23 protein-coding genes are annotated in these 23,142 nt (G+C 58.9%); 13 read left to right on the top strand and 10 right to left on the bottom strand.

The genetic code is table 11. From position 1 onward, the window contains the following. The 6 genes from KUF73_RS17245 to KUF73_RS17220 all read right to left on the bottom strand — a co-directional run bounded on the left by KUF73_RS17245 (window position 1) and on the right by KUF73_RS17220 (window position 5,919). Window positions 1-1,065 (bottom strand): isopenicillin N synthase family oxygenase, encoded by a 1,065-nt coding sequence (locus KUF73_RS17245; protein ID WP_218439261.1) that lies wholly within the window; start codon window positions 1,063-1,065, stop codon window positions 1-3. A gap of 381 nt (window positions 1,066-1,446) precedes the next feature. Continuing rightward, window positions 1,447-2,970 carry a glycosyltransferase family 39 protein gene (locus tag KUF73_RS17240; protein WP_218439260.1) on the bottom strand — a complete coding sequence of 508 codons (1,524 nt, stop codon included), beginning with the start codon at window positions 2,968-2,970 and terminating at the stop codon, window positions 1,447-1,449. 3 nt (window positions 2,971-2,973) lie between these two features. Next, window positions 2,974-3,252, bottom strand: coding sequence for a lipid-A-disaccharide synthase N-terminal domain-containing protein (locus KUF73_RS17235; RefSeq protein WP_218439259.1), 279 nt, complete (start codon window positions 3,250-3,252; stop codon window positions 2,974-2,976). Next, window positions 3,249-3,989, bottom strand: a complete 741-nt coding sequence (locus tag KUF73_RS17230) for a glycosyltransferase family 2 protein (protein ID WP_218439258.1) — start codon at window positions 3,987-3,989, stop codon at window positions 3,249-3,251. Before KUF73_RS17230 ends, KUF73_RS17235 begins: the two co-directional genes overlap by 4 nt. 132 nt (window positions 3,990-4,121) lie before the next feature. Then, the gene (locus KUF73_RS17225; protein WP_218439378.1) at window positions 4,122-5,099 is read right to left on the bottom strand and encodes an SDR family NAD(P)-dependent oxidoreductase; all 978 of its coding nucleotides are present in this window, start codon (window positions 5,097-5,099) and stop codon (window positions 4,122-4,124) included. 199 nt (window positions 5,100-5,298) lie between these two features. Then, window positions 5,299-5,919, bottom strand: coding sequence for a cell wall hydrolase (locus KUF73_RS17220; RefSeq protein WP_218439257.1), 621 nt, complete (start codon window positions 5,917-5,919; stop codon window positions 5,299-5,301). 142 nt (window positions 5,920-6,061) lie between these two features. On the opposite strand from KUF73_RS17220, the gene KUF73_RS17215 reads away from it, so the two are divergent. The 5 genes from KUF73_RS17215 to KUF73_RS17195 all read left to right on the top strand — a co-directional run bounded on the left by KUF73_RS17215 (window position 6,062) and on the right by KUF73_RS17195 (window position 12,620). After that, a complete protein-coding gene (locus KUF73_RS17215) occupies window positions 6,062-6,913 on the top strand; it encodes a CAP domain-containing protein (RefSeq protein WP_218439256.1) in 852 nt (283 codons plus the stop codon). 187 nt (window positions 6,914-7,100) lie between these two features. Then, window positions 7,101-8,000: a bestrophin family protein gene (locus KUF73_RS17210; protein WP_218439255.1), complete on the top strand. Its 900-nt coding sequence runs from the start codon at window positions 7,101-7,103 to the stop codon at window positions 7,998-8,000. A 92-nt stretch (window positions 8,001-8,092) separates the two neighbouring features. Further along, on the top strand, window positions 8,093-9,445 hold the full coding sequence (gene chrA / locus KUF73_RS17205; protein WP_218439254.1) for a chromate efflux transporter: 1,353 nt from the start codon (window positions 8,093-8,095) through the stop codon (window positions 9,443-9,445). A 399-nt stretch (window positions 9,446-9,844) separates the two neighbouring features. After that, window positions 9,845-11,209 carry a glutamine synthetase family protein gene (locus tag KUF73_RS17200; RefSeq protein ID WP_218439253.1) on the top strand — a complete coding sequence of 455 codons (1,365 nt, stop codon included), beginning with the start codon at window positions 9,845-9,847 and terminating at the stop codon, window positions 11,207-11,209. Window positions 11,210-11,336: 127 nt separating this feature from the next. After that, on the top strand, window positions 11,337-12,620 hold the full coding sequence (locus KUF73_RS17195; protein WP_218439252.1) for an FAD-binding oxidoreductase: 1,284 nt from the start codon (window positions 11,337-11,339) through the stop codon (window positions 12,618-12,620). A gap of 86 nt (window positions 12,621-12,706) precedes the next feature. Here KUF73_RS17195 and KUF73_RS17190 read toward each other — a convergent pair whose 3' ends face one another. Next, window positions 12,707-13,495 carry a DeoR/GlpR family DNA-binding transcription regulator gene (locus KUF73_RS17190; protein WP_218439251.1) on the bottom strand — a complete coding sequence of 263 codons (789 nt, stop codon included), beginning with the start codon at window positions 13,493-13,495 and terminating at the stop codon, window positions 12,707-12,709. 357 nt (window positions 13,496-13,852) lie between these two features. Here KUF73_RS17190 and KUF73_RS17185 point away from each other — a divergent pair, with 357 nt between their 5' ends. From KUF73_RS17185 to KUF73_RS17170, 4 genes are all read left to right on the top strand, one after another. Further along, window positions 13,853-14,617 carry a hypothetical protein gene (locus tag KUF73_RS17185; protein WP_218439250.1) on the top strand — a complete coding sequence of 255 codons (765 nt, stop codon included), beginning with the start codon at window positions 13,853-13,855 and terminating at the stop codon, window positions 14,615-14,617. A 27-nt stretch (window positions 14,618-14,644) separates the two neighbouring features. Beyond that, window positions 14,645-15,082, top strand: coding sequence for a hypothetical protein (locus KUF73_RS17180; RefSeq protein ID WP_218439249.1), 438 nt, complete (start codon window positions 14,645-14,647; stop codon window positions 15,080-15,082). 109 nt (window positions 15,083-15,191) lie between these two features. Then, on the top strand, window positions 15,192-15,857 hold the full coding sequence (locus KUF73_RS17175) for a response regulator (protein ID WP_218439248.1): 666 nt from the start codon (window positions 15,192-15,194) through the stop codon (window positions 15,855-15,857). Further along, window positions 15,833-17,182, top strand: coding sequence for an ATP-binding protein (locus KUF73_RS17170; RefSeq protein ID WP_218439247.1), 1,350 nt, complete (start codon window positions 15,833-15,835; stop codon window positions 17,180-17,182). Before KUF73_RS17175 ends, KUF73_RS17170 begins: the two co-directional genes overlap by 25 nt. Before the next feature lie 37 nt (window positions 17,183-17,219). On the opposite strand, the gene KUF73_RS17165 is transcribed toward KUF73_RS17170, so the two are convergent. Then, window positions 17,220-17,888 (bottom strand): ATPase, encoded by a 669-nt coding sequence (locus KUF73_RS17165; RefSeq protein WP_218439246.1) that lies wholly within the window; start codon window positions 17,886-17,888, stop codon window positions 17,220-17,222. 643 nt (window positions 17,889-18,531) lie between these two features. Between KUF73_RS17165 and KUF73_RS17160 the strand changes: the two genes are divergently transcribed. The 4 genes from KUF73_RS17160 (at window position 18,532) to KUF73_RS17145 (ending at window position 20,688) form a co-directional block, all read left to right on the top strand. Continuing rightward, window positions 18,532-18,825 (top strand): fructose-bisphosphate aldolase, encoded by a 294-nt coding sequence (locus KUF73_RS17160; protein ID WP_218439245.1) that lies wholly within the window; start codon window positions 18,532-18,534, stop codon window positions 18,823-18,825. Window positions 18,826-18,944: 119 nt separating this feature from the next. After that, window positions 18,945-19,853 (top strand): alpha/beta fold hydrolase, encoded by a 909-nt coding sequence (locus KUF73_RS17155; protein WP_218439244.1) that lies wholly within the window; start codon window positions 18,945-18,947, stop codon window positions 19,851-19,853. A gap of 128 nt (window positions 19,854-19,981) precedes the next feature. Continuing rightward, window positions 19,982-20,410 (top strand): hypothetical protein, encoded by a 429-nt coding sequence (locus tag KUF73_RS17150; protein WP_218439377.1) that lies wholly within the window; start codon window positions 19,982-19,984, stop codon window positions 20,408-20,410. 59 nt (window positions 20,411-20,469) lie between these two features. Then, window positions 20,470-20,688 carry a PLD nuclease N-terminal domain-containing protein gene (locus tag KUF73_RS17145; RefSeq protein ID WP_218439243.1) on the top strand — a complete coding sequence of 73 codons (219 nt, stop codon included), beginning with the start codon at window positions 20,470-20,472 and terminating at the stop codon, window positions 20,686-20,688. Window positions 20,689-20,932: 244 nt separating this feature from the next. Here the strand turns inward: KUF73_RS17145 and KUF73_RS17140 are convergent, their stop codons facing one another. Both KUF73_RS17140 and KUF73_RS17135 read right to left on the bottom strand, forming a co-directional pair. Further along, window positions 20,933-21,481 (bottom strand): cupin domain-containing protein, encoded by a 549-nt coding sequence (locus KUF73_RS17140; RefSeq protein ID WP_008011722.1) that lies wholly within the window; start codon window positions 21,479-21,481, stop codon window positions 20,933-20,935. A 330-nt stretch (window positions 21,482-21,811) separates the two neighbouring features. Then, window positions 21,812-23,095: an FAD-binding oxidoreductase gene (locus tag KUF73_RS17135; RefSeq protein ID WP_218439242.1), complete on the bottom strand. Its 1,284-nt coding sequence runs from the start codon at window positions 23,093-23,095 to the stop codon at window positions 21,812-21,814. Window positions 23,096-23,142: the final 47 nt, after the last annotated feature.

Genomic DNA, 23,142 nt, shown 5'->3' with positions numbered 1-23,142 from the left:
TCAAACCTCCATGGCGTTGGCAGAGCGACCATAGGAGGACAAACCTTTTGCCCCTTCTGGCAAGCGCAATTCACCACAGGCCACCCGCTGCTTGAGGTAGCGAAACGTCTGCAGGGTTTGCGCGTACAGATGCTCGCCACAGGACATCGGGCTGTAGCGGCTGGGCGTTGCCGGATCGACCAGCGTCGCGACAGGCTCGATGATCGTGTCGTAATCACAGGTACAAAACATCGGGAACGAGTAACGCTCCTCGGCGACTTTACGCACCCTATGTGCCGTAGCGACATAGTTGCCGTTGCTCAGCACTTCCATCATGTCGCCGATGTTGATGACAAATGCCCCCTCCACTATCGGCACATCGATCCACTGCCCTGCGCCGTTCAACACTTCAAGTCCCGGCGCGGTCGGCAGCAGAATGGTGAAGCACTCATAGTCGGTGTGAGCGCCGATACCAGGACGATCCACTGGCGCATCCGGCGCGAACGGATAATGGATCAAGCGCAGTTGACTGGGCGGATTATTGACCCATCGGCTGAAGGTGTTTTCCGCCAGTCCCAAGGCCAGTGCGAAGCCTCGAAAAAGCGTTAGGTTGAGGCTGAATACCGCGTCGTAGTAGGCCTTGATGTCTTGCTTGAAGCCCGGCAACGCCGGCCAGCGATTGGCACCCAGCATCGGTCGCGTTCCTTGCGACAACAGGTAATCGAAACCGACATCGAACGCTTCCTTGTGATCAATACTGCCCTCGACGAATTGTTCCTCGCCTTCCGGCACATAGCCGCTGTGATTGCTCGATAGCCCGATGTAATCCTGCATCTTTTGTTCCGGCGACTGCGCGAAATACTCGATTGTTCGCTGCTTGAGGCGGCTGATGATGGTCGGGTCGATGCCGTGCCCAGTGACATACAGAAAACCCGCTTGCGAAGCCGCCCGTCCCAATTCGGCGGCGGTTTCGATACGCTCGGTTTCACTGGCCGAAGACAGACCCTGTATATCCACGAGGGGCAATGTTTTGAATGCTGAGTGCGCACTGGCTATATGAGGGACGGTGCGGGGCGTGGGCGCCATAAGTAACCTCCTGATGTTTAGTCAAAATGTCACCTGGTCGTCCAGATATCGCAGAGCCAAGAGGCCTCCGGGTCGTCCCGGATCAATCGCACCAGAACAGGTGCAGTAAGGATGCAGCAATGTGCGTGCCACGTTTGAGCTGGCGCACAGGCGCACGGTTATCTGTTTGATTTAAAAAGGACAACGCTGATAGAAGCCCATGACACGGCTTCACCCTGAAGCCAATAAAAGCACCACGATGGAGCCACCGCACACCCTGTAGGAGCGAGCTCGCGATGGGCTCAAGGGCAACGCGTTTATCCTTCAAACACGCGTTATCGTTAACCTCCATCGCGAGCAGGCTCGCTCCCACAGCGACAGCGCTGGCTGAACTGCCCTTGATCAATTCACGGCGAATGGCGTCCAGATGAATCGATAGGCCTTGGCTGGCATCTGCGGATGGCATTGGCCGTTATCCGCATCCGCACCCACGATCGACCATTGCGCCCGAGCGTTTTCACCCAGCTCATGCGCCGCCTCGGGGTTGAAGCACTGGCCAAGGATTTCGTTCGCCACCAATGCGTAAGCCTGCGGGTGTTGACGCAGCCATTGCGCGGCTTTCTCGACCGTTGAGTTGTCCATGCCGAAATGCACGATCGGTTGGCGGGCGAACAACCAGTGCCCCTCTTCCCAATTGACCAGCACCAGATCCGCGCCGTGGGTCATGGTCGCGGCCTGCGCCATGATCGCCTGATCAGGGTTGGCGCCGTCCTTGACCGGTTCGATAAAACCCCGGGCGAACCAGAGTACGAACCAGCTGGCGATCAGCACTGCAAGTACGCGGCGCAAGTGCGGTCGCTGATGGAACCAGCGTTTGAGCAGCCAGGGCATCAACGGCGCGGCTGCCAGCACCAATGCCGGCAGCGCCGGGTAGATATACAACTTGCGCTTGCCGGCACTGATGCAAAAGAACAGCACCACCAGTGTCACCCAACCCAGCAGCACCAGCACCCGGCCATCGCGCTTTTGCAGCTGCCGGCGCCAGGCCGGCACGAGCCACGGCAAGACCAGCACCAACGGCAGCCAGTATTGCGGAATGACGTTGGTGAAGAAGTACCAGAACGGTTCCCGGTGATGCCACGCGTTTGCGTAGCGCCCGGCGGTCTGGCGCAAAAGGATCTCCCGCGCGTAAGCCACCTCGTCCGCAGCGCCATTGAGCGCGATGGACACGGCCAGGGGCAGAAGCCAGATCGCGATGGCCGCCAACATCACCAGCAAGCCGAGTAGCCACTTTCGCGCTTCACCCGGCATCGCCACCACGCCCGGCCAATCCTTGCGTACCGCATAGGCATACGGGATCAGCATCAGCGCCGGGAGAAAGCCCACGCCTTTGGTGATCACCCCGATGCCCATCGCGGCGCAACCCACGTAAAACCAGCGCCAGGCCGGCCCCAGCAACAAATGACGGGCCAAGCCGTACAGGCCCAGCGTGGAGAACAGAATCAAAAAGCTGTCGATCTGCCCGGTGCGCAGAATGCTATAGGTCTGATAGGTGGCCAGGTACAACAACGCAGCCGTGCGCCCGATGCGCTGGTGCCACAGCCGGCGACCCAGGTCGTAGACCATCGCCGTGACCGTCACCGCCGAAAACAGCCCCGGAATGTACAACGCGATGTTGGGCTTGCCGGTAAGCCAGACAAAGAACGCCACCGTCCACATGAAAATCGGCGGTTTGTCGCCGTAGATCTCGCCAGCGCGATGGGGAATCAGCCAGGAACCGTTCTGCAGCATCTCCAGCGCCACGCCAAGAAAACGTTCCTCATCGACGTTCTGCGCCTGACGCAGTCCCAGACCCGCGCCGATCAACAGCAAGGCAAGCAGCATCAACCCGAGGCATTCAACCCGGGGCGACAGGGTTCGGCGCATGATTTATTCCTTGAGATGTTTGCTTTTGGCGATCAGTTGCAGGTTGCGCAAATACACGATGGAACCAAAGGCCTGACCGGCGATGAACACCGGGTCCTGGCGGTAAATGGCGTAGGCGAACAGCAAGGTGCTGCCGACAATGCTCAAGTACCAGAAGCTCACCGGAATCACGCTGCGCTTTTTGTATTCGCTGTACAGCCACTGCAGGACAAAGCGCCCGGTAAACGCGATCTGGCCCGCAAAGCCGATCACCAGCCACAGAACCTCGCGAGACATGATCATCCGTCGAGCTCCTGGGCGTGGGTGTTCAAACGGGTGCGTTTGATCAGCCACCAGACACCGATCAGGTCGAGAATGCCGACCAGCGCACGGTCGAGGTTGCCGTATTTGGATACCCCGGCGGTGCGGTGCCGGTGGTTGACCGGGTGAACAACCATTCGGCCGTTATGGCGCTGAATCAGTGCAGGAATGTATCGATGCATATGATCGAAGTACGGCAGGCGCAAGAATGCCGCGCGCTGAATCAGTTTCAAGCCGCAGCCCGTGTCAGGCGTGGCGTCTTTGAGCAGACGGCTGCGCAAACCATTGGCGAAGCGCGACGCCCAGCGTTTGCTCGCGGTGTCGCGGCGATTGACCCGGTGACCGGCCACCAGTTGCAGGTCGGCGTTCCCCGGCTCCCGGCGCACCAGTGCCAACATACCCGGAATGTCCGCCGGGTCGTTTTGCCCGTCGCCATCAAGGGTCGCCAGCCATTGCCCACGCGCCTCGCGCGCAGCGTGGTAGAGCGAGGTGCTTTGCCCCAGCGAGCGCTCGTGATGCAGGATGCGCAACGCATTCAGCCCGCTGTTTCTGATCTGCCGCAGTTCGTGCAAGGTCGCATCGGTGCTGCCATCGTCGACGACGATAATTTCGTAAGACTCGTCGGCCAACGCCACGCGAATTTCTTCCAGCAAAGGCTTGAGGTTGTTCGCTTCGTTCTTTGCTGGAATCAGTACCGATACAAAAATTTCATTGCTCATAGAAGCCCTCTTTTGCCCAATGCTGATCAGTTAAAACACTAAACCTGAGGGAGCGAGCTCCCCACAGGGATTGCTGTGTGCCCAGGTTTAACTGAGCATTACCCTCTGCTTTTTTTATCAATGGCCAATGGTTCATAACTGATAGAACTGGCGATACCAATTAACAAACTCTCCAACCCCGGTTTCAACCGCCACCTGCGGGCGAAAGTCGACCCATTCGGCTAGCGCTGACACATCGGCCCAGGTCTTGACTACGTCACCGGCCTGCATCGGCATGAAGTTGCGCCGGGCCTGTCTGTCCAAAGCCGATTCCAGGCACTCGATGAAATCCAGCAACGCCATGGGCTCACCGCGACCGATATTGAACAGGCGGTTGCGCCCCTCGCCCGATGCGCCCACCACCGGCGGACGCGTGCGCAAGCGGACGATGCTTTCGACGATGTCGTCGATGTAGGTAAAGTCCCGCGCCATGTGGCCCTGGTTATAAACGTCGATGGGCAAGCCTTTAAGGATGGCCTCGGTAAATTTGAACGGTGCCATGTCCGGCCTCCCCCACGGTCCATAAACCGTAAAGAAGCGCAGGCCACTCGCCTTGAGGCCGTACAAATGGCAATAGCTGTGGGCCAGCAGTTCATTGGCGCGCTTGCTGGCGGCATACAACGAAACGGGATGGTCGACCGTATCTTCGACCTTGAACGGCATTTTGCTGTTGCTGCCGTACACCGAACTGCTCGATGCGTAGATCAAATGTTCAGGGCGATGATGCCGGCAGGCTTCCAGCACATTGAGGAAACCCACCAGGTTCGATTGCGCATAGACATCGGGGTTGTCCAGCGAATAACGCACCCCGGCCTGGGCCGCCAGATGCACTACTTGAGTAAATCGCTGATCGTCAAACAACGCCATCAAGGCCGGTTTATCGACGATGTCCATTTTCAGAAAACGAAAACCCGGCAGGCGTTCCAGCTCGTTAAGCCGCGCCTGCTTGAGCGCCACGTCGTAATAGTCGTTGAGGTTGTCGATCCCGACTACTTGATGGCCGTCCAGGCACAAACGCCTGGCGGTGTGAAAGCCGATAAAGCCGGCGGCGCCGGTGACCAGGACGGTCACCGGATAGTTGCCCGAGCAACGAATATCCGCCGATGCGCCTTGATCGACGGCGTGTTCCTGACCTTCACCCAACTCATGTTTTGTCCCTGCCCATGACGTCTCTGCGCTGTTGCGCTGTCATGAAGCTTGTAGAACAAAAACATTTCAGTTTTGGGTCTGGATTAATTTCTTTAAGCAGGCAGGCCTTGAATCAACGCCGTTACTTCGCGTCCCCATCATGGGGTTTGTAAAACCGGAACATGCCGATGTCCACCGTATTGATGTACTCCTTGGCCCAGACCGGCTTCACCGTCCGATCGTGGAAATACAGGGCGCCATGGGTGTGATCCGGCAGTTGCTTGTTGAGTGCCTTGCGCGCAATTTCCTTGGCGATGGCGTAATGCGCCTCTTCCTGAGCCGTATCGGGTTTGCCATCACACCACCAGGAAAACTGACAGCTCTTGGTCTCGGAGCCTTGCTTGACCACCTTGCACACCGTGTCCGGAAAACCCTCGTGCCCCAAGCGGTTCATCACCACGTTGGCGACGGCTTCCATGTCGGTGGGCTCTTTGCCTTTGGCTTCCCAGTAAATGGAACGCGCCAGGCAGGTGATCGCGTCGTCCATCGGTGCGGTGCCGGATGGGTCCACGGCCTGGACTTCAGACTGGGTAATGGCTTCAGACTTGGGCGCGGGTGCCTGGCTCGGGTCTTCGGTGGCTTTTTTCTCAAGCACCTGGGCCTTGTCTTCGGCCACTTTCTGTTTTTGCTCTTGATCCTCGGCAAATGCCGGACCGGCAAGCAGCGTTACAACGAGGCAGGTTGCAATCCAGGACAGGCGCATGATCGGCTGAACTCAATGGGCAGTGTCGCTTCAGTGTAGTAGTGAAATGATTGCACCCCCCCCACAACATTCTGGAAAATCCATTGCCTTAGAGGGTACAACTTCGCGCATCATGGGCGCAGTCAGCTCAAGGGGGATTTCCATGCGTTTTTCATCAGCCGCAATGCGCTTTGCCGGGTTGTCACTGGGCCTGCTGTTCGCCGCCAGCGCGGTGGCCAGCGACGAGTCACAGCTGATCGAATCGATCAATGTCTACCGCAGCCAGTTGCAGCGTTGTGCCGGTCAGGTTTCGTCGGAACTGCCGCCGCTGTCGGCTGATCCGCGACTGGCGTTGTCCGCCACCAGCATCGGTAATCTGCAACAGGCCATGGCGACTGCGGGTTACCCCATGAAAAATGTGCAGGCGATCAGCCTGACCGGGCCGCGTGATGCCGCTTCGGCGATGAAAGCGATCCAGGAAAGTTTTTGCCAGATCGTGCTTGACCCGCAATTCGTCGATATCGGTGTCAGCCGACAGGACCGCGACTGGCGCATCGTCGTGGCCCGCCCACTGTTGAGCGCACGCCTGGGCGACTGGCAGGCCGAAGGCCAGAAACTGCTGGCCGAACTCAACGCCGCCCGCAGCCGTCCACGCCAGTGCGGCACGCAATCCTTTGCCGCTGCCACGCCGCTGACCTGGAACGCTACATTGGGAAGCGCCGCTGAAAGCCAATCCCGGTCCATGGCCAACAACAATTACTTTGATCACAAGGACCGCGATGGCCGCACACCGGGTGACCGCGCGGAACTGGCCGGTTACGACTTTCAGCAAATCGGCGAAAACATCGCCGCCGGGCAAGACACCGTGCGCAAGGTGGTCGACGGCTGGCTGGCCAGCCCCGGTCATTGCGCCAACCTGATGAACCCGCAGTTCCGTGATGCGGGCGCAGCCTATGCGACGGATCCGAAGAGTGATGCGGGGATTTACTGGACGGTGATGTTTGGGGCGCAGTGATTGGGTCAATCACCCGGGACAGAGCGATACTGTTCCGGGGTAAGCATTCTTCATAGATTGCGTCGATCATGAGGTCATTAATAACGATTGGACGCGATGATGTGTAACTCCTAGTCTGCGCCGCTTCAAGAACCTGACTGGCGGTTGAACGCCTTACTCATCACCGCTCTCGCTCAGGCCGAACACCATGATCGTCAGACCCAAACCCAACCTGATCGGCATCCTGACATCCCTCAAGGGCTCGATTGCCAAGCGGATCGCCTGGCGCACCCTGATGGTCACACTGCTCGCCTCGGCTATCGTGCTGGTCGAAATTTCTCACCCGAGCTATTTCTCCAAGGTCAGTGCAACGCCCTTCACGCTGCTGGGTTTGTCGCTGTCGATCTTCATGAGTTTTCGCAACAACGCCTGCTACGACCGTTGGTATGAAGCCCGCAAAGCCTGGGGCGACATGCTGGTGGAGATTCGCTCCATGGCGCGCGAAACACAGGTCCTCAAGGACCAGAATGAGCGCCACAGTCTCCTGAACAACCTGTGTGGTTTCGCTCATGCCCTCAATGCCAGGCTGCGCAAGGAAAATGAACTGAAGGCCAGTGCTGCCTGGGTCACTGCGACGCTCGACGACAATGCCGGCGATCTCTGTGGGCGGATTTTGATGCAGGCCGGTCATCAGTGTTCGGCGCTCGCCGAGTCCGGCGCGATCAATGAATGGCGCTACATGCTCCTGGCCAACCATTTGACCCGCCTGACCCAAGTCCAGGCCATCTGTGAGCGGATCAAAAATACGCCGCTGCCCTTCCCCTATACCTTGCTGCTGCACCGAACCATTTACCTGTTCTGCATTTTGCTGCCCTTCGCCATGGCCGAACCGCTGGGTTGGATGACCCCGGTTTTCACCGCCATTGTCAGTTATACGTTTTTCGGTCTGGATGCGATTGCCGATGCACTGGAAGACCCGTTCGGCGGTGATGAAAACCAGCTACCCACAGATGCTTTGGTGCGCACCATCGAGCGCGACATTCTGGCAGCGCAGGGTGTGACGCCGTTGCCGCCGCCACTGGAGCCCGTGGATTTTGTGCTGAACTGAGCAGTCTGAATCGAATCGACGGCTGACTACCCAAACCGTCCGGGCATGGCTACAGTCACTGACTCAAAACGACTCGCCATAAGGAACTCCGCTTGAGCCCCACGCCATCGCCGGTCGGAGAACAATCCAAGCCTGAGGCCATCAGTCTGCGCGAAGCCTTTCGCTTCTGGCTCAAGCTCGGCTTCATCAGTTTTGGCGGGCCGGCCGGACAGATTTCGATCATGCATCAGGAACTGGTCGAGCGCCGACGCTGGATCTCCGAGCGACGCTTTCTGCATGCGCTCAACTATTGCATGTTGCTGCCCGGCCCCGAGGCCCAGCAACTGGCGACTTACATCGGCTGGCTGATGCACCGCACCTGGGGCGGCGTGATCGCCGGCGTGCTGTTTGTGCTGCCGTCGCTGTTCATCCTGATTGCCTTGTCGTGGGTGTACATCGCCTTCGGTGAAGTGCCAGCGGTGGCCGGTCTGTTTTATGGAATCAAGCCTGCGGTGACGGCAATTGTGGTGCAGGCGGCGCATCGAATTGGATCACGAGCGTTGAAAAACGGCTGGATGTGGGGCATCGCCGCCGCGTCATTCGTGGCCATTTTCGTGCTGAACGTGCCGTTTCCGTTGATCGTATTGAGCGCGGCGGTCATGGGTTATTTTGGCGGACGACTGGCCCCCGAAAAATTCAGGGCTGGCGGCCACGGCGCCGCGAAAAAAACATTCGGCCCGGCGCTGATCGACGACGACACACCGCCTCCCGAACACGCCCGTTTCAACGCCTGGAAACTCGCGCGCCTGGCCCTGATCGGCGCGGTGTTGTGGGCGCTGCCGATGGCTACGCTCGCCGCGTTGTTCGGCTGGGAAGGCACGCTGACGCAGATGAGCTGGTTCTTCACCAAGGCGGCGTTGCTGACATTTGGCGGCGCCTACGCCGTGCTGCCGTATGTGTATCAGGGTGCAGTCGGCCACTATGGCTGGCTGACGCCGACGCAGATGATCGACGGCCTGGCCCTCGGCGAAACCACCCCAGGCCCACTGATCATGGTCGTCGCCTTCGTTGGTTTTATCGGCGCCTATGTCCATCAAGTGTTCGGCCCTGATCAGGCTTTTGTCGCCGGCGCTCTCGCCGCCACGCTGGTGACCTGGTTCACTTTCCTGCCTTCTTTCCTGTTCATTCTTGCCGGTGGCCCGCTGGTGGAATCGACCCACAACGAGATGAAATTCACTGCACCGCTGACCGCGATTACGGCGGCGGTGGTCGGTGTGATCCTTAATCTGGCGTGCTTCTTTGGCTACCACGTGCTGTGGCCCAATGGCTTCAGCGGCCATCTGGATTGGCCCTCGCTGTTGATCGCCATCGCGGCCGCCATTGCCTTGCTTCGGTTCAAGCGCGGAGTGATCGAAGTGTTGATCGGTTGTGGGTTGATCGGACTGAGCGTTTACCTGCTGCGCTGAATCAAAGATTTACATGTGTAACATTCACCCCTAGTATCCAGTCACCCACGGATGGCTGTTCACCGGCCACCGACGTTTTCCATCTGGAAACATGAGTCATGCGTACATCACCGTCAGAGCACTCCATGCTGGACGCCTCACCCCTGATCACCTCCCTGCTGATCGTGGACGGCATTGCCTGATGAAACGCATCGTCAACCTCCCCATGGCCCTGCGCCGCTCAAAACTGCGTCACTCCGCACGCCCGCCGGATAGCTCCCTGCTCGCCTGATTGCGTCTTCGACGCATCGAGCCCCCAGCCTTTTTGCTATCGCTGCCAGCACGCTCCGGATCTTTATCCGTCGTCGTGCGCTGGCCGGAATCCGCGCGTCCACGGGACGCCAACGTGAGTGACGAACTATGAAATTTGCAGCCCTTGAAGATGCCCAACGTTTTCTGGCGAACAACCCCGATATCGACATGATCGAGCTGTTCATCCTCGATGCCAACGGTGTGCCGCGCGGCAAACTGCTACACCGCGAAGAACTGTTGGCGGTGTATGAAAGCGGTCGTCCGCTGCCGAGCACCATCCTCGGCCTGACCTTGCAGGGCGACGACGTCGAAAACTCCGGGCTGGTCTGGGAAGTGGGCGATATCGACTGCCGCGCCTACCCACTGGAAGGCAGCCTCGTGCGCTTGCCTTGGCGGCAGATTCCAACCGCTGCGGTGCAAGTCAGCATGCACCCGCAAGAAGGCATGCCAGCGAGCATCGCCGACCCGCGCCATCTGCTGATCAAGGTGATCGATGGCCTGAAAGCCGAGGGTTACCACCCGGTGATGGCGTGCGAGCTGGAGTTCTATTTGCTCGATGCCAAGCGCGATCACAACGGACGCCCGCAACCGGCGCTGGATGCTGACGGTGGCCGACCGCGACACACTCAGGTCTATGGCTTGCGCGAGCTGGAACAGATCGAACCCTTCCTCGCCGACCTTTATGCAGCGTGCAAACTCCACGACATTCCGGCGCGCACGGCGATCTCCGAATACGCCCCGGGCCAAGTCGAAATCACCCTCGAACACGGCGATGCCTTGCAGGCGATGGACCAGGCTGTGCGCTACAAACGCCTGGTGAAAGCCGTCGCCCACAAGCACGGCATGCAGGCCACATTCATGGCCAAACCGTTCGATCATCTGGCGGGCACCGGCATGCACATGCACGTCAGCATTGCCGATGCCGAAGGTCGTAACCTGTTCGCCTCCGAGGACCCGGCCGGTACGCCACTGCTGCGCACCGCGATTGGCGGCATGCTCGCCTCGTTGCTGGATTCGCTGTTGCTGTTCTGCCCCAACGCCAACTCCTACCGACGTTTCCAGGCCAACAGCTACGCACCACTGGCACCGACCTGGGGCGTGGATAACCGCACCGTGAGCCTGCGCGTTCCCGGTGGCCCGGCCAACAGCCGTCACATCGAACACCGCATTTGCGGCGCCGATGCCAACCCGTATCTGGCGGCGGCGGCGATTCTGGCCGGCATTCATCGTGGCATCAGCGAAAACCTCGATCCGGGCGAACCGGTGCAAGGCAACGGCTACGCGCAAGCCACGCAATTGCTGCCGACCGACTGGCTGACGTCGCTGACGGCGCTGGAAAACTCGGCATGGGCGCGGGATGCGTTGGGGCAGGAATTTCTTGGGGTGTATCTGGCGGTCAAGCGTGCCGAGTATCGGCAGTTCATGGCTGAAGTGGGTGAGCAGGATTGGCGTTGGTATTTGACTGAGGCCTAAGCCTTACCGATGCCAGTAGGAGCTGCCGCAGGCTGCGATCTTTTGATTTTGCTTTTTCAAGATCAAAAGATCGCAGCCTGCGGCAGCTCCTACAGCCCTCTCCTCCCAATTTTGCCTGGATACTCCCATGACTCAACGTTGCAATTCCTACTACACCGCCACCCTCAATCACGAAACCGATTACCCGACGCTGCAAGGCTTGCACCGAGTTGACGTGGTGATCATCGGCGGCGGTTTCACCGGCGTCGCTACTGCCGTCGAACTGGCTGAAAAAGGCCTGAAAGTCGCCATCGTCGAAAGCAACAAAATCGGCTGGGGCGCCACTGGACGTAACGGCGGACAAGTCACCGGCAGCCTCTCGGGCGACGAAGCCATGCGCAAACAAATGCGCCGAACCATTGGCGATGAAGTCGACGATTTCATCTGGCACCTGCGCTGGCGCGGGCATCAGATCATCAAGCAGCGCGTGGAAAAATACGGCATCGCCTGCGACCTCAAGCATGGCCACTTGCACGCAGCCTACAAGCCGAGCCACATGGACGGCTTGCGCAAGGATTACGACGAAGCGGTACGTCGTGGCATGGGCGATGAGGTCAGCCTGCTCGACCGCAGCCAGGTACGCGACCTGCTGCAAAGCGACCTCTATCACGGCGCGATCAAGAACACCCGTAACATGCATTTGCACCCACTCAACCTGTGCATCGGCGAAGCCCGTGCGGCGGAAAGTCTCGGTGCGCTGATCTTCGAAAACAGCGAAGTGCTGGAAATCATCCACGGCGACACACCCGGTGTGCGCACCGCCCACGGACGTATCGACGCCAATCAGGTGCTGTTGGCCGGCGACGTTTATCACAAACTGGAACCGGGCAAGCTCAAGGGCAAGATTTTCCCGGCCATGGGCGGCATCGTCACCACCGCGCCGCTGGGCGACCTCGCCAAACAGATCAACCCTGAAGACCTGGCGGTCTACGATTGCCGCTTCGTGCTCGACTACTACCGCCTGACCGCCGACGGGCGCCTGCTGTTCGGCGGTGGTGCCAACTACAGTGGCAAGGATTCACGGGACATCGCCGCCGAACTGCGCCCGTGCATCGAGCAGACATTTCCGGCACTCAAGGGCGTGGCCATCGATTACCAGTGGAGCTGCGCGATGGGCATCGTGATCAACCGCATCCCGCAACTGGGCAAACTCTCGGACAACGTCTGGTACTGCCAGGGCTACTCCGGCCACGGCATCGCCACCACCCACATCATGGGCGAAATCATGGGCCGTGCGATCACAGGCCAACTGGAGCACTACGACACCTTCGCCGCATGCCAACACATCCGCGTCCCCATGGGTGACCTGCTCGGCAACCCGATGCTGGCGGCCGGCATGTGGTACTACCAAATGCTTGAAAAACTGCGCTGAGTCATAGGTGGATGTTGTCTGTGCCGGCCTCTTCGCGAGCAAGCTCGCTCCCACAATTTGATCGTCGGTGAACGCGAAAAATGTGGTCAAGCATCCACCTGCACCACCTCGATCCCCAGCGTGCGGTAATCCTCGACATTGCCTGTCGCCACATGACGCTCGGTAATCAACGTGTGCACCCGCGAACACGGCGCAACCACAAACGGCTCCACCGCGCCCAGTTTGTCCGCCGTGGTGACGGCGATCACGTGGGAAGCACAGTCGAGCATGGCCTGTTTCACCGGCACTTCATCGAAATGCGGTGAGGTGATGCCGATGTCCGGGTGAATCGCACAGACGCCGGTGAACAGCAGATCAGCCTTGATGCCCTTGAGCAACCGCAGGGCTTCATGCCCACCGGCGGACATCGTTGCAGAATTGAGTTGCCCGCCGGCCAGAATCACCTTGATGCCTTTGTATTCAGTCAGGGCGACCGCTGTCATCGGTGACGCGGTAATGGCAGTGATCGAGATGTCCAGAGGCAGCGACCGCGCGATCTGCAAGATCGTGGTCCCGGAGCCGAACATCACGATCTGGCCATCCTGAATCAGCTTCACCGCCAGTCGAGCCAATCGTGTTCTGGTCTCGTCGGTTTCGCCGATCCGGGTGAAGTAATCCTTGCCCGTGTCTTTAGGTCGCGGCAGCGCACCGCCGTGCACGCGCTGCACCAGCCCGGCGCTGTCCAGCTCGGCCAGATCGCGGCGAATGGTGTCTTCGGAAACCGCGAAATGCTGACTCAATTCGGAGGCCATGACCTTGCCGTCACGTTCAAGAATCAAGAGAATTTTCTGTCGACGCAGATGAGGGAATTCAACCGCGGAGTGCTGGTCGTGCATGGTTATGCCTGTTTGTGCGTGAAGATACGCGTTCGTGCGAGATTAGCCAAACAGCGCAACAAACACAAACCGCCCAAGTATCATTTCTCTCGATCTTTCAAATCACCACGCCGAATTTTTTATTTTTCCCCCGCCTGTTCAAAATAGCGCCACCTTCAAGCTTCGGATGAGCCGGCCATGAACCTCAATTTTGCCTTTGTCTGCATGATCGTGGTCTCGTTCACCATTGCGTTGGTCCATACCTGATACCCCGCTTTCGGTAATCATGGATTCTGCCTTCGCTCAGTCCCAGCTAAGTTTCGGTCGGTAGCCTTACTCCTGCGCACTTTATAGCGCTGCTCAGGAGAATTGACCGACATGAACCCGACCCTAGCCGGCTGGCTCAACAAAGTGCCCGAAGTGACGCTGTCCTTCTGGGTGATCAAGATCATGTCCACCACGGTGGGCGAAACCGGCGCCGACTTTCTTGCCGTCGACGCCGGCCTCGGCGCGGTCTGGACAAGCATCGGCATGGCCATCCTGCTCGCCATCGCCCTGACCTGCCAACTGCGCACCAAAACCTACACGCCCTGGATCTACTGGCTCACCGTCGTTCTGGTGAGCATCGTCGGCACCCAGATCACCGACATTCTCACCGACATGCTGGACGTCAGTCTGTACACCAGCACTGCCGTGTTTTCGGTATTGCTCATCGTCAACTTTCTGGTTTGGTATCGCTTCGAACACAACCTGTCCATCCGCGAAATCGACACGCCACGACGTGAGTTGTTCTATTGGGCCACGGTGCTCTGCACCTTTGCCCTGGGCACGGCAGCGGGCGACCTTGCCACCGAAGCACTGGGCCTGGGCTTCACCGTTGGCGCGGTGATTTTTGGTGCATTGATTGCCGCGACACTCATCGCCTGGCGCCTGGGCGGCAATGTGGTGCTCACCTTCTGGATCGCCTACATCCTGACCCGTCCTTTCGGTGCCTCCCTCGGCGACCTGCTGACGCAAGCCAAAACCTATGGCGGCCTCGGCATGGGCGCAACCTGGACCAGCGCGCTGTTCCTGTGCGTCATCATCATCCTCGTTGCGGTTGCGCAAATCAGCGTCGGCAATCGCAAACAAATCACTCCGTAATCCTTCAAAAGCCATCAAGGAATCGCCATGCGCTATTTTCAAAACGTCATTCGCCATATCGCCATTATCTCGTCGATTGCCCTGCTGAGCATCGCGACCGGTTGTTCAAAACCTGCCGACAAACCCGGTGCCGGTGCCAACTCGGGCGCGGCAAGCAGCCAGACCAATGCGGGTTCGAAACTGGGAGACTTGTCGCCGTTCCGCAACATCGCCGCCGACGTCGCGGCGATAGTCGACAAAAATGATCTGCCGGCGGCGAAAACCCGGATCAAGGACCTGGAGACCTCCTGGGACGAAGCCGAAGCCGGCATCAAGCCCCGCGCCGCCAGCGACTGGCATGTGGTAGACAAAGCCATCGATCATGCATTGTCCGCGCTGCGCAAAAGCAGCCCGAACCAGGCCGACTGCAAAGCGGCGATGGATGACTTGCTCAAAGCGTTTGATTCGATGAAAGCCAAGGCCTGACCGATAGCCGCGTCATGCATGGAGGCCGTGGCGGACAAACCCCGGCACAGGTGCTTCAATACAGGCGCGACGGTTATCACCATCGCGCCTATTTTTATCGGAGCGGAACATGCGGATTCTGTTGGTCGAGGACGACCCGATGATCGGCGATGCGATCCAGGGCGCTCTCAAAGATGCGAGCTACGCCACCGACTGGGTGAAGAACGGCCTGTTGGCCCTCGCCGCGCTGGACACCCAGCACTACGACTTGGTGCTGCTGGACCTCGGCCTGCCGGGCAAGGACGGCCTCGAAGTGCTCAATAACATCCGTGGGCAAAACAACCCCGTGCCCCTGCTCATCATCACCGCCCGGGACAACCTCGATGATCGCTTGCGCGGGCTCGACGGCGGTGCCGACGACTACCTGCTCAAACCCTTCGACATGGCCGAACTGCTGGCGCGAATGCGTGCCGTTCTGCGCCGTCACGGCGGCAGCGCTTTGTCGCGGCTCGACAATGGCGTGGTGTCACTGGACCTGATCTCCAAAGAAGCCAGCACCGAAGAAAACCCCGGCATTCTGCTGTCCAGCCGCGAGTTCGCCTTGCTCCAGGCGCTGCTGATCCGCCCCGGCGCAATTCTCTCGCGCAGCGAACTCGAAGACCGCCTCTATGGCTGGGGCAATGAAGTGGAGAGCAACGCGGTGGAGTTTTTGATTCATGCGCTGCGCCGCAAACTGGGAAGCCATGTCATTAAGAACGTCAGGGGAATGGGATGGATGGTTTCAAAAAACGTTTGAGTGAGTCGATCCAGCTCAGGCTCTCGGTAACGTTGTCGCTGGCGATCCTGGTCGTCGCCGTCGTGGCCGGGATTTTCGCCTACGTGTCGGCCTTCGATGAAGCCCACGAGATGCAGGACGACACCTTGCGCGAAATGGCCGAGCTGTTCGACCGCCAGCACATGACACTCAAGTACCCGGAAACCGTTGCAGAGGACGATGACGAATCGCGGATCATTCTTCAGTATCTGGCCGATGGCAGTAAAGCCACGGGCAAGGGTGACGCCGGCACGCCGCTGCCCTTCCCCACGACACTGGCCGACGGCTTGACGACCGTGCCCATCGCCGGCGAGGCGTTCCGCGTATTGGTGAAAACCACCGCCCAAGGCGAGCGCATCGCCGTCGCGCAGGAAACCGGCGCCCGCGACAAGGACGCCCGCGCCAGTGCCTTGCGCAGTGTGCTGCCGTTCCTGGTTTTATTGCCCGTCCTGCTGCTGGTCGTGGGCGATCTGGTGCGCAAATTGTTCCGTCCCATCGCGACGCTTTCTTCTGAAATCGACCGGCGCGACGAACAGGAACTGCACCCGATTGAAGAACACCACCTGCCCGTGGAAATCCGCCCATTCGTGGTGGCGATCAATCGCTTGCTCACCCGCGTGGCGCAGTCGATGGAAACCCAACGCCGCTTCGTCGCCGATGCCGCCCACGAACTGCGCTCACCGCTGACGGCCCTGTCCTTGCAGGCCGAACGCCTGGCCGCCGCCGACATGCCACCGTTGGCCCGTGAGCGCCTGGTGCCGTTGCGGCGCGGCATCGAGCGCGGCAGAAACCTGATCGATCAACTGCTGACACTGGCCAAGGCGCAATCGGCCTCGAACCCAGCGGTGTCGACGGTTTCCGTACACGACGTCTATCGCCGTGTCCTGGAAGATCTGATGCCGCTGGCCGAGATCAAGCACCTCGACATTGGCGTGGAAATCGAAAAAGACCTGCAGGTGCGCATTAACGCAATCGACCTGATTGCCGTGGTGAAAAACCTGGTGGACAACGCCATCCGCTACACCCCGGAACATGGGCGCGTGGACCTTTCGCTGGTCATGGACAAAGGCGAGGCGCTGTTGCAGATCAAGGATTCGGGGCCAGGCATTGCACTGGAGGAACAGGGGCGCGTGTTCGACCCTTTTTATCGCAGCCTGGGCACGGATGAATCGGGGTCGGGACTTGGGCTGTCGATCGTCAAGGCAATCGTGGACCGCACCGGGGCGCGGGTGCGATTAGGCTTTACCGATGAGCAGGCACAGCGGGGATTGTGTGTGTCTTTATGGTTGAGCGTGAGCAAGGCTTAGCCTGCAGGCGCTGCCGAAGGCTGCGCCTACAGGTGCATCAATTGCTTGCAACATGGTCAGCGTTACCGGATGTCAACAGCGCCTTCAACGACACATCGAACTGTTTCAGCGCGTTCTCTTGCAACACGGTTTGCTGATTGATTTGCGCGGCGATCTGCGGCGCGGCTTTGCCATGCACCCACACCGAAGGCATCTTTTCGGCACGCGAGCCTTCAGCCTGACCGATGTATTGCAGGTTGGCATCGTAGAACTTGGCGACAAACCGCGCTTCAACCTGATTGTTGCGCTTGGACACCAGACGGCTATAGGTGTCGAGCATCACCACCACATCAGGATGCGCCTGCACCGCCGCGTCGAGGTTGTCGTAGACGGTCACCGAGGTGAATTGTTTTTGCAGCGAAGCCATCAACCCGTTGATCGCCCGTTGCGGATCAGAACTGTCAACGAACGCCTTGGCGATGCGTGAATCCATTTCAGGGTTCTTCGCACCATTCACCGCAACGGCGTGGTAGCTCTCAAGGTATTGCTGCGTGTTGAGGGTGTTTTCGCTGTAGAGCACCGCCACGGATTGGGCGTGCTGCAGGCTGGCGGCGCTATCGCTGATCGGCGGGAAGTGGCAGGACAGGTCAGCCGAATAGGCAGGCACGGCGACGGCAATGCTGCCGGTTAATACGGCGACAAAAGCCAACACAGTTGAAATTCTCATCGCACTGATTCCTTCAAAGGCGAGATCGGTATGTGCCTATCCTCCTCCCTTGGCGAAAAAACAGAACTTGCATTCTTTAATGATGAGTATCAAGCAAATGAATGGTCGCTATGACGCAGCTCGCCTTGAGGTCTGCAAATCGCGTAGGACTTTTCTCATTGTGGCGAAGGAGCTTGCTCCGGCTGGGCAGCGAAGCGCTCCTGCCCCCTGATAGCCCATTTCCTCAGGCCTACCCTGCTCCCCCCGCCCAAAAACCGGCTCCCCCAACAAAACCGGCCCGTCACTTCAAAAAGCAGCGCCTACACCGTCCTGTAGGAGCTGCCGAAGGCTGCGATCTTTTGACCTTGATCCCCAAAAACCAGTCCTACACCCCCAATTGCAGCCACCAAAATCACTGCCTATATTCGATCCGTCGCTGACATCTGTTGGCGATAGGGTTTCGCAGCCCTAGCGTGCTAAGTCCACAATCGTCAAAATACGACGCGGCATATTCGCCTGTGTTCTGTTTTATGGCGGCTGTGCGTGGGAGATCTTCGGGTCTGCCGAGTCTTAGCTCCTCGGTCTGCGAACCCACGCATAGCTGCCACCCAATTTGTTTCGCAGCAATCGGTGGCAAATTCATTACTTGAGCTAAGGATTTCCAATGATCAATTCACTTCCGCCACGCCGCTTCACCCCCCTGACCCAATTCGGCACCAGCTACCCTGTCCTCCTGATTGACAGCGACGCCCCACTGCGCGAACTCCACAATTGCGTCAGCGAACGCCTCAACGCCGTCCTGCCCTACCTGAGCCTCATGGCCTGCACCAGCCTCCCCGACTACGCCGAGAACGACATCAACACCGTCGCCAACATCGCGAAAATCCTGCTCCAGGACGTTACCGATGTGTTTCGGGTAATAGAGCAACGCGGGTTTGATACGCCTAAAGGCCAATGACCCGTTGTCAGTCATAAAAAACCCGCATCGCTGCGGGTTTTTACTGCCTGCCCCGTCTACGCTCTCCGACAGATAAAGCGCACCTCAGCGCTTCCCTGCGCACACTTGGAGACATCGTCATGTTCCGCACTCTGCTGACTGCTTTGACGTTATTGGCGCTTAGCCTTCCAGCACACGCAGCGGTGACGCCGTTCCCTGCCGCCTTCCGCACCCAGGACATCAAAGTCGAAGGCGCCACAATCCACGTGCGCGTTGGCGGCAAAGGTCCCGCCGTGGTGTTGCTGCACGGTTTCGGCGACACCGGCGACATGTGGGCGCCACTGGCGGCGGACCTGGCCAAGGATCACACCGTCGTGGTGCCGGACTTGCGCGGCATGGGTTTGTCGTCGCTCCCGGAAAGCGGCTATGACAAAAAGACCCAGGCCGGCGACATCCGAGGCGTGCTGGCCGCACTGGGGATCGAGCATTCAGTGGTCGTCGGCCACGACATCGGCACCATGGTCGCCTTCGCCTACGCCTCGCGTTACCCGCAGCTTACTGATCGCCTGGTGGTGATGGATGCGCCGGTGCCTGGCATTCCACCCTGGAACGACATCGTGCGCTCCCCGATGCTCTGGCACTTCGACTTCGGCGGGCCGGACATGCAGCGGCTGGTGGCCGGTCGGGAGCGCATCTACCTGGACCGCTTCTGGAACGAGTTCGCAGGTAACCCGGCCAAGATCGACGAAGAGACCCGCCAACACTACGCCAAACTTTACGCCCGCCCCGGCAACATGCAGGCGGCATTCGCCCAGTTTCGCAGCATTCGTCAGGATGAAGTGGACAACAAGGCGTCAATGGCAACACGCCTGACCATGCCGGTACTGGCAGTCGGCGGTGAAAAATCCTTCGGCGCCAATGAAGCGATTGTGATGCGCAACGCGGCGGATAACGTCACCGAGGTTGTGGTGCCGGGGGCTGGGCATTGGTTGATGGAAGAAGCACCGGTGCAGACGATCAAGGCCATTCGGGACTTTATTGAAAAGTGACAGCGCAAGCAGAAGAGGTCAGCTCGCGTACTCGTCAAACGGATTGAACCGTGAGCGACATCGTGTTTCGAAACTCTTATAAGCGCCGCTCATTGAGCAAGCAAGGCGCCATTGGAGAGGAAATTCCGATGAACAGTAGACGTCTGCTTCTGATCGCCTGTTTCATTCCCACCTTGGCCGCCGCTGAAGGCTGCGACGTGCTGACCCGCTCTGAAAGCCCTTCCGTACCCGTGGTCGAAACGCACAGCTGCTACGAGTACGAAGGCATGCCGGTCAATTCCATCGACTGGTCATGCAGTAATGAAAGCAAAGACATGCTGACCAGCGCCAAGAAAAAGGTCGAACATTGTGCCGATCACTATCAAGCCACCTGCATTGCGACTCTGACCCAGGAATCGCTGGCCAATCCGCATTCCACCAGCAAGGACAAGAACAGCAAGTCGCTCAACATTCCCAACAATGCGCAGGTCACGACTTACTACTACGGTGCAGAGCACATTGATCAAGCCAGGATTGATTGCGAATCGGGCGGAGGTCACTGGAAAGCGACACCTTAAATTTAATGAACCCTGCGTGCGGGAGCTCACCTAACTGAATGACTATCAGGAGGTGACTCATGCCAAACGAAACGACGTGGATCGTACTCGCAGCCGTGCTTCTGCTGATCGAGTTATGGGCGATTAACCGGGTGCGTAAAAGCGAGGGGAAAGCGAGCACCAAAGGGGTATGGATGGTAGTGATCGTGTTTGTGCCACTGATTGGGCTGATACTTTGGGCGTTGGTGGGACCGAAACATATTGCTCACAGCCCGAATTCAGCGCAGGCAAGACAATAAGCGGCTCATCGCTGCGCGATTTCAAACAAAAGAGCTCACATGAATTCCAATGCTTTTCACTAAAAGATAGAACGAACAATAAGTAACCTGTGGCGAGGGAGCTTGGTCCCGTGGACTGCGCAGCAGTCCCGTTTTTAGGGCCGCTTCGCGCCCCGGCGGGAGCAAGCTCCCTCGCCACAGCCACAGTGTTCGAGTTTGTGAACCGCATCACCGATAAATCGGGCTTTTTAGCTGGCGTTTACTGTTAGAAGTTCGCCGGCGTGTTAGCGCTAATAATCTCCGCCTCATCCGCCCCAATGTTGCGAAACCGATGCGGCAACGTCGTCGGGAAGTAATAGCCATCCCCGGCATTCAATACGCTGATCTGCCCATCGACTGTGAGCTCAACCGTCCCCCGGGTCACCAACCCGCACTCCTCACCTTCGGCGTGCACGATCGGCTCTTCCCCGGAACTGGCCCCAGGCGCGTATTGCTCGCGCAGCAGACGCATTTGCCGGCTCGGCACAGAGGCGCCGATCAGCAGCAGGCGCAGGCCATGGCGGCCGAGGTCTGGTTGTTCGTTGGCGCGGAACACGTATTGATGCTCGCGCGGGGGTTGATCGAAGGTGAAGAAGTCCGCCAGGGACATGGGAATGCCTTCGAGCAGCTTTTTCAATGAGCTGACGGAAGGACTGACGCGATTCTGTTCGATCAGGGAAATGGTGGCATTGGTGACGCCGCTACGCCGGGCCAGCTCGCGCTGGGACAATTTGTAGCTTTCGCGTACTAATTTGAGTCGAGAACCCGTATCCATGACAGCCTTATGTGAGAACGACTTAAGGGTAATGGGGGTGGAAAACAGGCGCAGATCCTGCCGTTTCCCTGTCCCTGAACCGTGAAAGGCGGCTATTAAATCACGTTTGTTGGTGTTGCTCAGCAGGTTCGATAAACGGCGGTAAAAATCAGCTTCGTCAAACAATCCACAAACCTGTAGGAGCTGCCGCAGGCTGCGATCTTTTGATCTTGATCTTACAAACAAGATCAAAAGATCGCAGCCTGCGGCAGCTCCTACAGGGGGTTGCGGTGATTCCAGTATTTAAAAAACCGGCGGCCCCTTTTGGGGGAGGCGCCGGCGAGGTAAAGCTTAGATGCCGAAACGGTCGCGCAGCGCGTAATACGCGGCACCCATGGCGGTCAGCGGTGCCGAGAACGTGCGGCCTCCGAGCATCGGCATGTGCGGCAAGGATGCGAACGCGTCGAAACGCTCGGCGTCGCCACGAATCATTTCCGAGATCAATTTGCCCGCCAGGTGCGAACAGGTGACGCCGTGGCCGCTGTAGCCCTGCATGTAATAGGCGTTTTTCTCGATTCGGCCGAATTGCGGCATGCGCGACATGGTCAGCAGGAAGTTGCCGGTCCAGCGGTAGTCGATCTTCACGTCCTTCAATTGCGGGAAGGTTTTGAGGATTTTTGGCTTGATCAGCTGCTCGATGTCGTTCGGCTCACGCGCGCCGTAGACCACACCACCGCCGTAGAGCAAGCGGTTATCTGCGGTCAGGCGGTAGTAGTCGAGCAGGTAATTGCAGTCTTCGACGCAGTAGTTGTTCGTGATCAGGCTGCGGGCCTGCTGCTCCGACAATGGCTCGGTGACGACGATCTGCGAACCGCACGGCATGCTCTTGCTGGTCACACGGTTGTCGAGGCCTTGTGGCAGGTAAGCGTTGCCAGCGATCAGCAAGTACTTGGCGCGGACCACACCTTTGGCAGTGCGCACGGTGATCGGTTCGCCGTAGGTGATTTCCACCGCCGCCGACTGCTCGTAAATCTTGCCGCCCAGGCCAATGATCGCCGAGGCTTCGCCGAGGGCCAGGTTCAGCGGATGAATGTGGCCGCCCTGCATGTCCAGCAGGCCGCCGACGTAAGCGTCGGAACCGATTTCGCGCTTGATCTCAGCCGCGTCGAGCATCTTCAGGTTCTTGTTGCCGTAGCGTTCCCAGCTTTTCTTCTGCTCGCCCAAGCCTTTGAGCTGCTTCTTGTTCATTGCCGCGAAGATGCCACCCGGACGGTAATCGCACTGGATGTCGTAGTGCTGTATGCGCTGACGAATGATGTCGGCGCCTTCGAAAATCATGCTACCGAGAACTTCGGCAGTCCTGTCGCCATAGCGCTCTTCGATGACATCGACGTCGCGGCTGTAGGAGTTGACCAGTTGACCGCCGTTGCGACCGCTGGCGCCGAAGCCGACCTTGGCGGCTTCCAGCACGGTCACGCTATAACCCGCTTCGGCGAGGAACAGCGCCGAGGACAGGCCGGTGTAGCCGGCGCCGATCACGCAGACATCGCATTCGACCAGTTCTTCCAGAATCGGGAAGTCGCCAGTGAAGTTGCGAGTGGCGGCGTAGTAGCTGTTTACATGTGTCTGCTTCATAGGTTTCTCCGATGGCCGAAGGCAGCGTGCCGGCGACCGTCGTTGTA

The organism is Pseudomonas sp. PD9R (assembly GCF_019200975.1).
Classification (GTDB): domain Bacteria; phylum Pseudomonadota; class Gammaproteobacteria; order Pseudomonadales; family Pseudomonadaceae; genus Aquipseudomonas.
The sequence above is the reverse complement of the archived record's forward strand: the minus strand, read 5'-3'. Positions and strand labels throughout refer to the sequence as shown.

Bases quoted from the DNA above. Each gene is read 5' to 3' on its own strand.
- KUF73_RS17200 (WP_218439253.1), top strand. From the start codon at position 9,845: ATGAAATTTGCAGCCCTTGAAGATGCCCAACGTTTTCTGGCGAACAAC.
- KUF73_RS17155 (WP_218439244.1), top strand. From the start codon at position 18,945: ATGTTCCGCACTCTGCTGACTGCTTTGACGTTATTGGCGCTTAGCCTT.
- KUF73_RS17175 (WP_218439248.1), top strand. From the start codon at position 15,192: ATGCGGATTCTGTTGGTCGAGGACGACCCGATGATCGGCGATGCGATC.
- KUF73_RS17145 (WP_218439243.1), top strand. From the start codon at position 20,470: ATGCCAAACGAAACGACGTGGATCGTACTCGCAGCCGTGCTTCTGCTG.
- KUF73_RS17240 (WP_218439260.1), bottom strand. From the start codon at position 2,970: ATGCGCCGAACCCTGTCGCCCCGGGTTGAATGCCTCGGGTTGATGCTG.
- KUF73_RS17245 (WP_218439261.1), bottom strand. From the start codon at position 1,065: ATGGCGCCCACGCCCCGCACCGTCCCTCATATAGCCAGTGCGCACTCA.
- KUF73_RS17230 (WP_218439258.1), bottom strand. From the start codon at position 3,989: ATGAGCAATGAAATTTTTGTATCGGTACTGATTCCAGCAAAGAACGAA.
- KUF73_RS17150 (WP_218439377.1), top strand. From the start codon at position 19,982: ATGAACAGTAGACGTCTGCTTCTGATCGCCTGTTTCATTCCCACCTTG.
- KUF73_RS17180 (WP_218439249.1), top strand. From the start codon at position 14,645: ATGCGCTATTTTCAAAACGTCATTCGCCATATCGCCATTATCTCGTCG.
- KUF73_RS17170 (WP_218439247.1), top strand. From the start codon at position 15,833: ATGGATGGTTTCAAAAAACGTTTGAGTGAGTCGATCCAGCTCAGGCTC.
- KUF73_RS17190 (WP_218439251.1), bottom strand. From the start codon at position 13,495: ATGCACGACCAGCACTCCGCGGTTGAATTCCCTCATCTGCGTCGACAG.
- KUF73_RS17140 (WP_008011722.1), bottom strand. From the start codon at position 21,481: ATGGATACGGGTTCTCGACTCAAATTAGTACGCGAAAGCTACAAATTG.
- KUF73_RS17185 (WP_218439250.1), top strand. From the start codon at position 13,853: ATGAACCCGACCCTAGCCGGCTGGCTCAACAAAGTGCCCGAAGTGACG.
- KUF73_RS17160 (WP_218439245.1), top strand. From the start codon at position 18,532: ATGATCAATTCACTTCCGCCACGCCGCTTCACCCCCCTGACCCAATTC.
- KUF73_RS17165 (WP_218439246.1), bottom strand. From the start codon at position 17,888: ATGAGAATTTCAACTGTGTTGGCTTTTGTCGCCGTATTAACCGGCAGC.
- KUF73_RS17215 (WP_218439256.1), top strand. From the start codon at position 6,062: ATGCGTTTTTCATCAGCCGCAATGCGCTTTGCCGGGTTGTCACTGGGC.
- KUF73_RS17220 (WP_218439257.1), bottom strand. From the start codon at position 5,919: ATGCGCCTGTCCTGGATTGCAACCTGCCTCGTTGTAACGCTGCTTGCC.
- KUF73_RS17135 (WP_218439242.1), bottom strand. From the start codon at position 23,095: ATGAAGCAGACACATGTAAACAGCTACTACGCCGCCACTCGCAACTTC.
- KUF73_RS17235 (WP_218439259.1), bottom strand. From the start codon at position 3,252: ATGATCATGTCTCGCGAGGTTCTGTGGCTGGTGATCGGCTTTGCGGGC.
- KUF73_RS17210 (WP_218439255.1), top strand. From the start codon at position 7,101: ATGATCGTCAGACCCAAACCCAACCTGATCGGCATCCTGACATCCCTC.
- KUF73_RS17195 (WP_218439252.1), top strand. From the start codon at position 11,337: ATGACTCAACGTTGCAATTCCTACTACACCGCCACCCTCAATCACGAA.